The sequence below is a fragment of the Paraeggerthella hongkongensis genome (genome assembly GCF_003726035.1).
In the GTDB taxonomy this organism is placed as follows: Bacteria; Actinomycetota; Coriobacteriia; order Coriobacteriales; family Eggerthellaceae; genus Paraeggerthella; species Paraeggerthella hongkongensis.
The window spans coordinates 38,870-51,719 of sequence record NZ_QICD01000011.1; the positions used below are offsets into that span (position 1 = coordinate 38,870).

Sequence of the window (12,850 nt, forward strand, 5' to 3'; positions counted from 1 at the left end):
CGCATGCGCTTGAACCTCAAACAGATAGCCGCCTGCACGGGCGGCTCCTTTTCGGTAGAGCCGCTTGATGCGTGCGTTATCGCTACGGGCTTGACGTGGGATTCCCGTGACGTGAAGCCGGGCGACGTGTACCTGGCTTTGCCGGGCGAGCGCGTGGACGGCCATGATTTCGTGGCCGCGGCCTTGCGCGCAGGAGCTGTGTGCGCGCTCGTGATGCAGCCGATCGATCCGTCCGTGCAGATGCTCGCGCGCGAGCTGGGCGCTGCCGTGATCGAGGTGCCGGACACCGCGCATGCCGTGACCGACCTAGCGCGCGAGTGGCGCGGCCACCTGAAGGGCCGCATTATCGCGCTGACCGGCTCTACGGGCAAGACCACGACCAAGAACCTGGTGCGCGACGTGCTCGCCGCGTCCCACACGGTGGTGGCGACCGCCGGCAATCAGAACAACGAGCTGGGAGTTCCCAAGACCCTGCTGAACGCCCAGCCGGAAACCCAGGCCGTGGTCGTGGAGATGGGCATGCGCGGCTTGGGCCAGCTTGCCGACCTGTGCGATTTCGTGCGCCCTGATTGGGGCATCGTGGTGAACGTGGGCGAAAGCCACATCGAACTGCTGGGAAACCGCCAGAACATCGCGCGCGCCAAAGCCGAGTTGCTGTGCGCCCTGCCCGAGGGCACGGGCCGCGCGTTCGTGAACGCCGACGACGACTTCGCCTCGTACGTGCGCGATCACGCATGCCTTGACAAACGCCGGGTGGACACGGTGCTGTTCGACGGATCGTTGCAGGCGGCCGACCGTCGCGCGGCCTTCTCCGAGCAGGATCGCGCGAACGCGTCCGTGTGGGCCGAGCGGATCGAGCTTGACGACCAAGGTCGCCCTTGTTTCATGCTGCACGCGTGCGGTTTCGCCGAGGACGGCGCGCACGAGGCGGTTGCGTGCTCGCTCAACCTGCGCGGGTTGCACAACGTGTCCAACGCCTGCGTCGCCGCGGCGGTGGGGCGTTCGTTCGGCATGAGCCTGCACGATGTTGCGGGCGCGCTTGCCAAGGCCGAGCCCGAGGCGGGAAGGCAGGAAGTGATCGAGGCGCGCGGCGGTTTCACCGTGGTGAACGACGCGTACAACGCGAATCCGGATTCCATGCGAGCGTCGTTGTCGACGTTCTGCTCGCTGAACGTTTCCGGCAAGCGCATCGCCGTGCTGGGAGACATGGGAGAGCTGGGCGACTACGCGTTGGCATGCCATGCCGGCATCGGGCGCTTGGCTGCAGGTCTGCCCCTTGATCGACTGGTGTGCGTGGGCGAATTGGCGCAGGTCATAGCCGATGCTGCGGAAGAGTCCGGCATGGAGCCCGGACGCATCGTGCGCGCGGCGGCGTTGTCTGAGGTTTTGGATTGTTTGGACGATTGCGTAGAGCCCGGCGATGCCGTGCTGGTGAAGGCATCTCACTTCATGGGTCTCGAACGCGTAGTCAAAGGACTGGTTAATTAATATGTTCACTATTTTCGCTCAATACCCGACGTTTCTCGTGTTCTTGGCCATCGTGTTGGCCATTGCGTTCACCATCGTGCTGATGCCGGCATGGATCAAGCTTTTGAAGTCGAGCCATATCGGGCAGCAGGTGCGTGCGGACGGGCCTGAAAGCCATCTGGTCAAGCAGGGCACGCCCACCATGGGCGGCGTCGTCATGCTGGTGGCCGTTGTGGCGGTTGCTCTGCTGGTGGGCAAGCCCACGGCCGAGACGTTCGCGCTTGTGGGCGCTACCGTCCTGACCGGCGCGTTGGGGCTTATCGATGACGCGTCGAAGGTGGTCAAGGAGCGTTCACTGGGCTTGACCCCGAAGGCCAAGCTGGTGGGCCAGTTCCTTATCGCTACGGTGTTCTGCCTGGTTGCGGTGAACTGGCTGCACGTTGCCCCCACGGTTGAGATTCCGTTTATCTACACGTTCGACCTGGGCGTTCTGACCACGGTCGTGCCCGTTGGGGACGGTGTCGCCATCCCTTGGCTGTACCTGGCGTTCGTGGACATCCTGCTGGTGGGCCTGTGCAACGCGGTGAACCTCACCGACGGGTTGGACGGCCTGGCGGCGGGAACGGTCATGATCGTCATGATCGTCATGGCGGCCATCGCGTACCGCTCCGACATGCTCGAGCCCGCCATCTTCGGTGCGGCGCTTGCGGGCGCGTGCATCGGCTTTCTGTGGTTCAACTCCTTTCCGGCCGACATCTTCATGGGCGACACGGGTTCGCTTGCTCTGGGCATGTCGCTTGGGTGCCTTGCGGTTCTCACCAAGTCCGAGTTTATCGTGCTCATCATCGGCGGCCTGTTCGTTGCCGAGGCGCTGTCGGTCATGATCCAGGTGCTGTACTACAAGAAAACGAAGAAGCGCATCTTCCTGATGGCTCCGTTGCACCACCATTTCGAGAAGAAGGGCTGGAGCGAAACGAAGGTGGTCGTGCGATTCTGGATCATCTCCGGCGTTCTGGCTGCAACGGGCTTCTCCCTGTACTTCGCCGAGACGCTCATGGCGGTGGCGTAGTTTATGGAGGATCGCGTGTACAGATCGCATTGCAAGCGCGCGCCGGAGAACTTGGGGCGCGTGCTCGTTTTGGGGCTCGGCAAAAGCGGGCGAGCAGTAGCCGATTACCTGGTTGCCGCGGGCAAGCGCATCGAAAGCCTGACCGTAGCGGCGGGCGCCCGCACGGCAAGTGCCGAGGATGCTGCGGCTTCGCTTGCTTCGGCGGGCGCCGAAGTGCTGTTCGATCTCGATCGCATCGAGGGCGCGTTCGATCTCTGCATAGCAAGCCCTGGCATCCCCGAAGGGTCTTTGCTGTACCGCAGCGCTGCTCAGTGCAGCGCCGAGATCATCGGCGAGGTGGAGTTTGCCTGGCGCGAGAGCGCAGCCGACAGCCGTTGGGTGGCCATTACGGGCACGAACGGCAAGACCACGGTCACGGCCCTTGTCGCGCACCTGCTTCGCGTCGCCGGCATGAACGCGAAGGCCGTCGGCAACATAGGCGATACATGCTTGGAGGCCGTGGCGGGTGGCAACACCGACGTGTACGTGGCCGAGGTCTCGTCGTACCAGCTTGCGTCCACCGTCCGGTTCGCGCCGCAGGTGGCCGTGCTGCTCAACATCACGCCCGACCATCTGCATTGGCACGGCTCCTTGGAGGCGTACCGCGATGCAAAGCTGAAGATCCTCTCGAATCTTGCTACCGTTCCGGAATCGGTTGCCGTACTGGATGCCACGAACGATGTCGTCCGGGCCGAGGTACGTCGTCTGCGTGCGCTGGAGCCTGCGCAGCGCGGGTTCTCGTACGTGCCGCTGGGCACGGGCGCGGGCGTGCGCGGCGACATGCGCGCGGCGTGCGGGAGCGAGAACGCGGCGTTTCTGGGTCCTGACGGGTGGCTTCACGTGGCCGAAGGCACGTGCGATCGCGCCCTGGTTCCTGCCGAGTCCTTGCTCATCAAAGGCGAGCACAACGTTTCGAACGCCCTCGCCGCAGCGACGGCGGCGCTCGCGCTGGGCGCGGACGAGGCGAGCGTGGCCGCGGGCTTGCGCACGTTTGCACCGCTTGAGCATCGCGTCGAGCCGTGCGGAAGCGTGTGCGGCGCGGCATGCTACAACGATTCCAAGGCTACGAACGTCGACGCCACGCTCAAGGCGCTAGCGGCGTTTCCCGAGGCGCGTCCGATCGTTCTTCTGGGCGGCGACGACAAAGGCACCGACCTGGCTCCTCTGGTTGCCGCCGCGCACGAGCATGCGCGCGCGGCGGTGTGCTTCGGTGCGGCGGGCGCTCGGTTCGCCGATGCTTTCGCGGCTGCATCGTCTGAAGCCCCTGCCGGTTTCCCGCTGCTGCGTGCCGACGGTTTGGAAGCTGCGTTGGACGAAGCACTCGCCGTCGCGCATGCGGGCGACGTGGTGCTGCTGTCTCCGGCGTGCGCGTCGTTCGATGAGTTCGGCTCGTTCGAGGAACGCGGCCGCGCATTCAAAAGCTTGGTAGCCGCTCGCGCAACGGCGCTGGGCGCATAGCGGGTTGGCTATGGCGCGCACGCGAAGCGACAGGCGGGACGCTCCCGCTCACATCATGGGCCCGCAGATCATCCTGCTTCTGACGGTTCTCGCCCTCATGCTTATCGGGTTCGTGATGATCTACTCCACGTCGGCGGTCATCACCTTGGCCAAAACGGGCGCGGACGGAGCCGGGAGCTCGATGGCCGAAACCATCAACCAGATCAAGTTCGCCGTCGTCGGCGTGGTCTTGGCGGTGGCGATATGGAAGTTCGTGCCCGTTTCGCTATGGCGCAGCAACGTGGTGTGGGTGCTATGGGCCTTGGCGTTTCTGTTGCTCGTGGCCACGGCGGTGGCAGGCGTGGGCGACGAGGAATGGGGCGCTCGCCGCTGGCTCAGCATCGGCGGCTTCAGCTTGCAGGCGTCCGAGTTCGCCAAGATCGCCCTGATCTTGGTGGCGGCGCGCCTGTTCGCCGACTTCCGCGAGGGGCAGTACACCACAAGCGCGTTTTTGTGCCTGGTCGGTTTGCTGGTGGTGGCCCCGGTGCTCATGATTCTGGGCCCGCAATCCGACTTGGGAACCGCCATGATATGCGTCGTGGGCATTCTAGCCGTTATGTGGCTGGGGGAGGTTCCGCTTCGGACCATGCTCATCGTGGTGGGCGTGGTGGTCGCGCTGGGCTTGATCGGCATTTTCGGCTCGTCGTACAGGCGCGATCGTCTCATGGTGTTCTTGAATCCGTGGAACGACGGGCAGGGAGGCTTCGATACGGGGTACCAGTTGATTCACTCGCTTTACGCCCTTTCGGGCGGCGGCTTGTTCGGGCAGGGCTTGGGCAACTCCCATGAGAAGTACCTGTATCTCACCCAGGCCGACACCGACTTCATCTTCGCTATCATCGGCGAGGAGCTGGGCCTGGTGGGCGCGCTCGTGGTGGTGGCGCTGTTCTTGCTGCTGCTGTACGCGGGCATGCGCATAGCGGGATCGGCCTCCGACAACTTCGGTACCATGGTTGCCGGCGGTTGCACCATCATGATTGCGTTCCAGGCGTTTCTCAACATAGCCATGGTCATCGGGTGCTTTCCCGTAGTGGGAAAACCGTTGCCCTTCGTGTCGTCGGGCGGATCGTCGTTGGTGGCCATGCTGATTATGGTCGGGATCATTTTGTCAGTGTCTCAAAGCGCGAACGGCCCCACGGTGTACGACCGCCGACGTGCCGACCTGCGCGTGGTGCGTGCCGCCGATCCCGGCTTGGACGGCAGGGGCGAGGGGCGCGGGTCAGGATCGTCGTCTCGACGTGGCAGGAGGTAGCGTTATGCTTATCGTTTTATCCGGCGGCGGAACGGCCGGCCATATCAACCCCGCGCTTGCGCTGGCCGAAGAACTGGAGAAGCGCGGATGCACCGTGCGCTTCGCCGGCACTCCAACAGGCGTCGAGTCGCGCCTCGTGCCCGCTGCGGGCATCGAGTTCAAAGCGTTCGAAGCGCAGGGTTTCGATCGAAGTCATCCGCTGACGCTGCCGAAAGCCATCATGAAGATACAGAAGAGCACCGGCGAGGCCAAGCGATGGTTCGATGAGATTCAGCCTGACGCCGTGGTGGGCTTCGGCGGGTACGTGTGCATTCCGGTGGCGCGCGCTGCCGAGCAGCGCGACATTCCGGTGGTGGTGCACGAGCAGAATTCGGTTATGGGCATGGCGAACAAGTACCTTGCGAAGCGCGCCGCCGCCGTGTGCCTGACCTACGAGCGCGCGGCCGAGGCGCTTTCGGACAAGAGCCGGGTCAAGGTGACGGGCAATCCTGTGCGTTCGAGCGTGTTCGGAGCAACCCGCGCCGAGGGGCGCGCCGCCTTCGGCGTGCCCGACGATGCGCGCATGCTGCTGGTCACCGGCGGCAGCTTGGGCGCGCGCCACCTGAACCAAGCGGTGACGGCGCTCAAAGACGCGCTGCTTTCCTACGAGGACCTGCACGTGGTGCACGTCACCGGCCCGAAGGAGCTTGACGCGGTGGCCGACGCGCTTTCCCTCGGCGAAGTCGAGGCTCGCCGCTGGCATCTGTACGGCTACACCGACCAGATGGGTTTGGCTATGGCCGCAGCCGACGCCATCGTCTCGCGCGCGGGCGCCACGTCGCTCGCCGAGATATCGGCGCGCGCCCTGCCTGCTTTGCTGGTTCCGTTCCCGTACGCCACTGAAGACCATCAGACCATGAACGCGCGTGCGTGCGTTGACGCCGGCGCTGCGTTCATGGTGGCCGATGCCGACGTGGAAGGCCCCGAATTCGAGCGTCTGCTGCGCACGCTCGTCGAGGATGCCGACGTGCGCGAGCGCATGGCCTGCGCGGCGCGGGCGCAGAAGACGAGGGACGCCGCCGCCCTTTTGGCGGACGCGGTCATGCAGGCTGCGTCGAGTCGAGGCTCAAAAGACGCTCGGTAGGGTACAATGGCGGTTCGCGAAAGACGAGAGGCAATCGAAGGACGAAAGATGGAAACAACGCGCATCGAACAGGTTCACTTCATCGGCGTGGGCGGGGTCGGCATGAGCGGCATCGCACGCGTCGCGTTTGACCAGGGGATGCAGGTGAGCGGTTCGGACATCAAGGAAAGTCGCTACACCAAGCAGCTCAAAGACGCCGGCATCACGGTGCACGTCGGCCATGATGCGTCCAATATTCCCGCGGGCGATCCCGTGGTCGTCGTGTCGACTGCCATCTTGGACAACAACCCCGAGCTGATCGCCGCCAAAGAGCGCGGACTGACCATCTGGCATCGGGCTCAGATGCTCGCCCACCTGGGCGTGGGCCTGGAAACGCTTGCCGTGGCCGGTACGCACGGCAAGACCACGACCTCGTCCATGCTTGCCAGCGTGCTGGACGGAATGGGCGAGGATCCCACGTTCCTCATCGGCGGCATCGTGCGCGCCTACGGAACCAACGCCCATTCGGGAGCGGGCCGTCATTACGTGGTCGAGGCCGACGAGTCCGACAAGTCCTTCAGGCACCTGTCCCCGAAGGCTGTCCTCGTGACCAATATCGAAGCCGACCACCTGGACCATTATCGCGATCTTGACGAGATCTACGAGAAGTTCGCCGCGTTCATCGCATCGGTGCCCGCCGACGAAGGCGTGGTTGTTGCATGTGGCGAAGACGAGGCTTTGGTGCAGCTGGCGCAGCAGGCCGACCGCAAGCTGGTCGTGTACGGCTTTGCCGAAGGGTGCGACGCGCGCATCACGTCCTACGAGCCTCATGGCGTGGGCAGCGACTTCGTGCTTTCCCTGCCCAACGGCCAGCAGGTTCGCGCGCATGTTAAGCAGAACCCCGGTCGGCACAACGTGCTGAACGCTGCCGGCGTGGTGGCGCTTTTGTGGGCGCTCGGCTACGATGCGCAGGCTGCGGCCGACGCGCTGAGCGGATTTGCGGGCGTCAAGCGCCGCTTCGACCTGATAGGGGAAGTGGCCGGCGTTACCGTCGTGGACGACTACGCGCACCATCCCACCGAGATCGCTGCCACGATCGAAGCTGCCTCGCGCTTGGGGTTCTCGCACGTGCACGTGCTGTTCCAGCCGCATCGATACTCGCGTGCGCCGCTGTTCACCGAGGTGCTCAAAGACGATTTTGCCGCCGCGTTCGACGCTGCCGACGCCGTGACGTTCATGGACGTGTATCCGGCGGGCGAGGCCCCCGTTCCCGGCGTGTCCGGCAAGACGTTCTTGAACGTCGTGCTTGACCACGTTGGCCATCCGGAGGCGGCGTACGTTCCCCGTCGCATCGAGGTGGTTCCCTACCTGTTGTCCAAGTTGGGCGCGGGCGATCTGCTCATCACCATGGGCGCGGGCGACGTGACGGCCATCGGGCCGCAGCTGGTCGATGCGCTTGAGCGGGGCGTTGATCCGTCTGCGGCGGTTTCCGGCCAGGACTCGCGGGCGTGATGCCTCGATGACCGCTCGCCATACCTCTCCGCTTGAGGCGCTGCTCGTCGACGACGCGTTCGACGGCGACGTGTATCCGGCAGAGCCTATGGCTCGCCATACCATGTACCGCATCGGGGGGCCGGCTCGCTTTTACGTGCAGGTGGCGTCTGTGGGCGCGCTCAAGCATCTTGTCGAGGTGTGCGAGACGTCCGGCGTTCCTTGGGTCGCCGTCGGGCGCGGAAGCAACTTGCTGGTTTCCGACGAGGGCTATCCGGGTGTGGTGGTGACGTTGGGCCGCGATTTCCGCACATGCCGCTTCGACGAGGACGCGAAGCGCTTCTGCGTGGGGGCCGGGGTGCCGCTGTCGTCGGTGGTGCAGGAGGCGTTTCGCCGTTCGCTTGCCGGGTTGGAGTTTGCGGTGGGCACGCCGGGAACCGTGGGCGGCGCGTTGCGCATGAACGCGGGATCCCGCGACGAGTGGATTGGATCGCGCGTGGTTTCAGTGACCACGCTCGACGCTCGAAAAGGCTTGATGCGACGCGCGGGGGACGAGATTTCCTGGGGGTATCGCTCCAGTTCGTTCGCTTTCGACGAGGTGATCGTGGAATGCGAACTTTCCGTAGAGCCGGCCGACCCGTTCTATTTACGAGGTAAGATGGAGGCGTCGCATACGCGGCGCAAGAAGACGCAGCCTCTGTCGCTTCCTTCATGCGGCAGCGTGTTTCGCAACCCCGAAGGGGATTCTGCTGGCCGCCTTATCGAGGCGGTCGGTTTGAAGGGCTGCACGATCGGCGGAGCCCAGGTGTCCGAAGTTCATGCGAATTTCATCGTGAACAAGGGCACCGCAACTGCGCGCGACGTGATGGATCTGATCGAGCTGGCTAGATATAAGGTGTACGAAGCGTATGGCATCGAATTACAACCGGAAGTCCGCTTCCTCGGGTTCTCGTAAGGCGTCTTCGCGCCCGCGGCGCTCGGCGGTCGCAAGCGCGCGGCCCGCTGCGTCTTCCCGCGCTGCGGCGAACCGTCCGGGTGGTCGCTCCTCGTCGTACGGCGGGGCTTATCGTGCTATGCCCGGCGGCCAGATGCCCAATCGCCGATCCGGTCAGAACCAGCCGTCGCTCACATCCGTGCGCGTGGGCGACTTGGATCGTGCGCAGCGCTCTGCGCGCACGCAGCACACGTATCGCCGCCATCTGGTTCGCATCGGCATCGCGGCCGCTTTCGTGGGCGCGCTCATCGTAGGCGGAGTGGGCGTCTACTATTCCAACCTGTTCACCATCGAGAGCGTATCGGTGAAAGGCGTCGAGCACCTGACCGCCGAGGACATGCAGAACATGGCCGGAGTGCCGGCGGGCACGACGCTTTTGCGCGTGGACGCTTCCAAGATCAGGGACAACCTGCTGAAGAACTCCTGGGTGCAGGACGTGTCGGTCAACCGCATCTTCCCGGATACGCTGGAGCTGGCGGTGACCGAGCGCACTATCGAAGCGGTGGTGGAGGTGCCCACGCAGAATGCGGAGAAGACGCAGCCGTGGGCTATCGCGTCGGACGGCATGTGGCTCATGCCCATTCCCGACAAAGACTCCGAGGCCGGTCGAAGGACCAGTTCCAAAGTGTACGAGGACGCCGATTCCGTGCTGCGGATCACCGATGTGCCGTATGGAACCAAGCCGGAAGTGGGGACGTACTGCACCGATGCCAACGTGAACAACGCGCTCGACATCGTGGCGGGCATGACCACCGAGCTTGCCGACAGGGTCACTGCCGTCAAGGCTACCGAAAGAGAGTCGACCACGCTCACCATCAAGGACGGTCCCGACATCGTCTTCGGCACTGCCGACAACATTCGCGAAAAAGAACGCGTTTGCCTGGAGATCATGAAGCAGCATCCTGACGGAGTGGCTTACATCAATGTCCGCACGGTCGAGCGCCCAACCTGGCGCGCCTCCTAGCCCGCAGGATGAGACGAAGGGACGGGGTCAATGACTCATTTTCTGGCCTGCGGCCGAAAATGAGTCATTGACCCCGTCCCTTCGTCTCATCCCTTCGTCTCGCTCTCGAATGAGATGTGACGCTCGCCGAAGCATATGTGGACGTGCGGTTATCATTACCGCAGCGTAATTTGCAAATGGTTGATCATCGTGTACAATAACCGCACGTGAACGGTTCCCACGGAACAGAATCGCAGCATTTGAAAACGCAGCAGGTGTGGAGGAAACAATGCCAAACAATTTGGGTGATCATTTGGCGGTCATCAAGGTCGTCGGCGTCGGCGGCGGCGGCACGAATGCCGTGAACCGCATGGTCGAAGCGGGCGTGCGCGGCGTCGAATTCATCGCCGTCAACACCGATCGCCAGGCGCTGCTCATGTCGGATGCCGACAAGACGATCCACATCGGCGAAGAGCTGACGCGCGGTTTGGGCGCCGGCGCGAACCCCGAGGTGGGGTGCCAGGCAGCCGAGGAAAGCCGTGCGGAGATCCGCGAAGCGCTCGCCGAGGCGGACATGGTGTTCGTTACGGCTGGCGAAGGCGGCGGCACGGGCACGGGCGCTGCGCCTATCATCGCTGAAATCGCACGCGAGGAAATCGGCGCGTTGACAGTGGGTATCGTCACCAAGCCGTTCTCGTTCGAGGGACGCACGCGTCGCAACCAGGCGGAGCAGGGCATCGACCTGCTGTCGCAGAAGGTCGACACTCTCATCGTGATTCCGAACGATCGCCTTCTCGAGATCGTCGACAAGAAGACCAGCATGCTCGATGCGTTCCGTATCGCTGACGACACGTTGCGCCAGGGCATTCAGGGCGTAACCGACCTGATCACCATTCCGGGCCTTATCAACTTGGACTTCGCGGACATCCGCACCGTTATGAAGGACGCGGGCACGGCCATGATGGGCATCGGCCTGTCCTCGGGCGAGAATCGTGCGCTCGATGCCGCTCAGCAGGCTACGAACTCGAATCTGCTCGAGGCTTCCATCGCCGGCGCGTCGCGCGTTCTGTTCTCTATCGCGGGCGGTCCCGATCTCACGCTGACCGAAGTTGACGAGGCTGCTCGTACGGTCGAGGCGTGCGCGGATGAGAACGCCAACATTATCTACGGCCAGATCATTGACGAAACCATGCAGGATCAGGTGCGCATCACCGTTATCGCCACGGGCTTCAAGATGGGTTCTGCGCAGCAGTCCGCTATGGACTTCTCGCGTAAGGACCTGTTCGCATCGACGTCCGCTCCGGAGCCTGCTCCCCAGCCGGTTCCGATGTCGTCGTACTCCTCGCGCACGAGCGCATCCGGTCGTTTCGCCGACGAGGATTACATTCCCGACTTTCTGAAGCGCCAGCATTAAGAGCGGCCGCCGAATGGTTGCGACCGAGCAGCTGCCCAGTCCGCTTTTGAACGCGCGCCGTTTCGGCGCGCGTTGTCTTCCTGTGCTTACCGACGACAGGCTGTATGAGAGCGTCGGCGTGCGCGTTGTCTTCACGGGCCGCGAGGGCGGCGTGAGCAAGGGCCCGTACGAATCGCTGAATCTGGGTTCCCACGTGGAGGACGATCTTTCTTCCGTGCAGGAGAACCGCGGCATCCTGCTTGAATCTCTTGATGCTTCGAACGTTCGCCTTGTCATGGCCAACCAGGTGCACGGCGATACGCTGGTCTGCATCGAGGGTGCGTCTGCGTCGCTTGTCGACGAAGCTTGCGAGCAGGCTCGAAAGGGCGCTGACGCGCTGGTTGTCGGGGCTTGCGACGTTGCGGCGCTGCTGTGCTTCGCCGATTGCGTCCCCGTTGTGATCGTGTCTCCTACGGGGCGTTTCGCCGTGGTGCATGCGGGGTGGCGCGGCGTGATGAACGGCGTGGCTGCGAAAGCTGCGGAAACGCTGGCGAAGCTTGACCGCCCTCGTTTGGGAGCAGGAGCTTCGAGCGAGTACAACGTGTACGTAGGCCCTCATATTCGCACATGCTGCTTTGAAACCGGCACGGACGTGCGCGATCGGTTCGCTGCGCGATTCGGAAGCGGCTGCATCGCGGACAACGGTCATGTCAGCCTGGTGAAGGCCCTTTCCGTCGGCTTGGAAGAGGCGGGCGTTTCCCCGCATCGCATCGTGGATGCGGGCGTATGCACCCAGTGCTCGCATGAGGAGTATTTCTCGTATCGCGCGTCAGGCGGCGTGTGCGGCCGGCACGGTGCGATCGCGTATAGGAAGGCAAGGTAGGCATGGGCTTCAAAGAACGCTACGAACGTACGCTGGCCGATCTTGCGGCAAGCTGCCGGGACGCCGGGCGCGACCCTCGCGAAGTTCGCTTGGTGGCTGTCTCCAAAACGGTGGGCGTGGCCGAAGTGGCCGCCGCGCTCAAGGCCGGGGCTTGCGATTTCGGCGAGAATCGCCCGGACATGCTTATGGAGAAGGCCGAAGCTTTCCCGAGCGCTACCTGGCATTTCATAGGGAACATCCAGTCGCGCAGGATCGGCGACATCGTGGCGCATGCATCGCTTGTCCATTCGCTGCATCAAGAGCGGCATCTGGCTAAGTTCGACGCTGCCGCAGCCGAGGCGGGCAAGGTGCAAGACGTGCTCTTGGAAGTCAACGTGTCGGGCGAGGCCAGCAAAAGCGGTCTTGCGCCCAATGAGGTTGCCCCCATGCTTGCGCGATGCGCAGATTTTCCGCATGTGCGCGTGCGCGGGCTTATGACGATGGCTCCGCAGGGAGATCTTGACGCGGCTCGTGCGTGCTTCGAGGATCTTGCGCGTTTGCGCGATGAGGTGCGCGGTACCCTGGATGCGCAGCGAGCAGCGGTTTTCGATGAACTTTCTATGGGTATGAGTGAGGATTGGCATGAGGCCGTTCTTGCAGGCGCTACCATAGTGCGCATCGGTCGAGCCCTGTTCGACGAGGAATTCGAAGCAACGCACGCGTGAGAGCGCGACGCGAACC

11 protein-coding genes are annotated in these 12,850 nt (G+C 63.8%); all 11 read left to right on the forward strand.

The window, feature by feature from the left end:
* Window positions 1-3 precede the first annotated feature (3 nt).
* The 11 genes from DMP08_RS06945 (at window position 4) to DMP08_RS06995 (ending at window position 12,834) form a co-directional block, all read left to right on the forward strand.
* A complete protein-coding gene (locus DMP08_RS06945) occupies window positions 4-1,488 on the forward strand; it encodes a UDP-N-acetylmuramoyl-tripeptide--D-alanyl-D-alanine ligase (RefSeq protein WP_123192206.1) in 1,485 nt (494 codons plus the stop codon).
* Between the two features lies 1 nt (window position 1,489).
* Window positions 1,490-2,536, forward strand: a complete 1,047-nt coding sequence (gene mraY / locus DMP08_RS06950) for a phospho-N-acetylmuramoyl-pentapeptide-transferase (protein ID WP_123192207.1) — start codon at window positions 1,490-1,492, stop codon at window positions 2,534-2,536.
* Between the two features lie 15 nt (window positions 2,537-2,551).
* Window positions 2,552-4,033 (forward strand): UDP-N-acetylmuramoyl-L-alanine--D-glutamate ligase, encoded by a 1,482-nt coding sequence (gene murD / locus DMP08_RS06955; protein ID WP_244596859.1) that lies wholly within the window; start codon window positions 2,552-2,554, stop codon window positions 4,031-4,033.
* A 10-nt stretch (window positions 4,034-4,043) separates the two neighbouring features.
* Window positions 4,044-5,324: an FtsW/RodA/SpoVE family cell cycle protein gene (locus tag DMP08_RS06960; RefSeq protein ID WP_123192209.1), complete on the forward strand. Its 1,281-nt coding sequence runs from the start codon at window positions 4,044-4,046 to the stop codon at window positions 5,322-5,324.
* A 4-nt stretch (window positions 5,325-5,328) separates the two neighbouring features.
* Window positions 5,329-6,447, forward strand: coding sequence for an undecaprenyldiphospho-muramoylpentapeptide beta-N-acetylglucosaminyltransferase (gene murG, locus DMP08_RS06965; RefSeq protein ID WP_123192210.1), 1,119 nt, complete (start codon window positions 5,329-5,331; stop codon window positions 6,445-6,447).
* 48 nt (window positions 6,448-6,495) lie between these two features.
* Window positions 6,496-7,938 (forward strand): UDP-N-acetylmuramate--L-alanine ligase, encoded by a 1,443-nt coding sequence (gene murC, locus DMP08_RS06970; protein ID WP_123192211.1) that lies wholly within the window; start codon window positions 6,496-6,498, stop codon window positions 7,936-7,938.
* Between the two features lie 7 nt (window positions 7,939-7,945).
* Window positions 7,946-8,872, forward strand: a complete 927-nt coding sequence (gene murB / locus DMP08_RS06975; protein WP_123192212.1) for a UDP-N-acetylmuramate dehydrogenase — start codon at window positions 7,946-7,948, stop codon at window positions 8,870-8,872.
* Entirely contained in the window at window positions 8,826-9,875 is a 1,050-nt protein-coding gene (locus DMP08_RS06980; protein ID WP_123192213.1) for a cell division protein FtsQ/DivIB, read from the forward strand. The genes murB and DMP08_RS06980 overlap by 47 nt, the downstream gene beginning before the upstream one ends.
* 268 nt (window positions 9,876-10,143) lie before the next feature.
* Complete coding sequence (gene ftsZ, locus DMP08_RS06985; protein ID WP_123192214.1) at window positions 10,144-11,268, forward strand: cell division protein FtsZ; 1,125 nt, start codon at window positions 10,144-10,146, stop codon at window positions 11,266-11,268.
* Between the two features lie 13 nt (window positions 11,269-11,281).
* A complete protein-coding gene (locus DMP08_RS06990; RefSeq protein WP_123192215.1) occupies window positions 11,282-12,130 on the forward strand; it encodes a purine nucleoside phosphorylase YfiH/LACC1 family protein in 849 nt (282 codons plus the stop codon).
* A gap of 2 nt (window positions 12,131-12,132) precedes the next feature.
* A complete protein-coding gene (locus DMP08_RS06995; RefSeq protein ID WP_123192216.1) occupies window positions 12,133-12,834 on the forward strand; it encodes a YggS family pyridoxal phosphate-dependent enzyme in 702 nt (233 codons plus the stop codon).
* Window positions 12,835-12,850: the final 16 nt, after the last annotated feature.

Excerpts from the sequence above, each read along its gene's own strand:
- DMP08_RS06990 (WP_123192215.1), top strand. The coding sequence starts at position 11,282 with ATGGTTGCGACCGAGCAGCTGCCCAGTCCGCTTTTGAACGCGCGCCGT.
- DMP08_RS06995 (WP_123192216.1), top strand. The coding sequence starts at position 12,133 with ATGGGCTTCAAAGAACGCTACGAACGTACGCTGGCCGATCTTGCGGCA.
- ftsZ (WP_123192214.1), top strand. The coding sequence starts at position 10,144 with ATGCCAAACAATTTGGGTGATCATTTGGCGGTCATCAAGGTCGTCGGC.
- mraY (WP_123192207.1), top strand. The coding sequence starts at position 1,490 with ATGTTCACTATTTTCGCTCAATACCCGACGTTTCTCGTGTTCTTGGCC.
- DMP08_RS06980 (WP_123192213.1), top strand. The coding sequence starts at position 8,826 with ATGGCATCGAATTACAACCGGAAGTCCGCTTCCTCGGGTTCTCGTAAG.
- DMP08_RS06960 (WP_123192209.1), top strand. The coding sequence starts at position 4,044 with ATGGCGCGCACGCGAAGCGACAGGCGGGACGCTCCCGCTCACATCATG.
- murG (WP_123192210.1), top strand. The coding sequence starts at position 5,329 with ATGCTTATCGTTTTATCCGGCGGCGGAACGGCCGGCCATATCAACCCC.
- murC (WP_123192211.1), top strand. The coding sequence starts at position 6,496 with ATGGAAACAACGCGCATCGAACAGGTTCACTTCATCGGCGTGGGCGGG.
- DMP08_RS06945 (WP_123192206.1), top strand. The coding sequence starts at position 4 with ATGCGCTTGAACCTCAAACAGATAGCCGCCTGCACGGGCGGCTCCTTT.
- murB (WP_123192212.1), top strand. The coding sequence starts at position 7,946 with ATGACCGCTCGCCATACCTCTCCGCTTGAGGCGCTGCTCGTCGACGAC.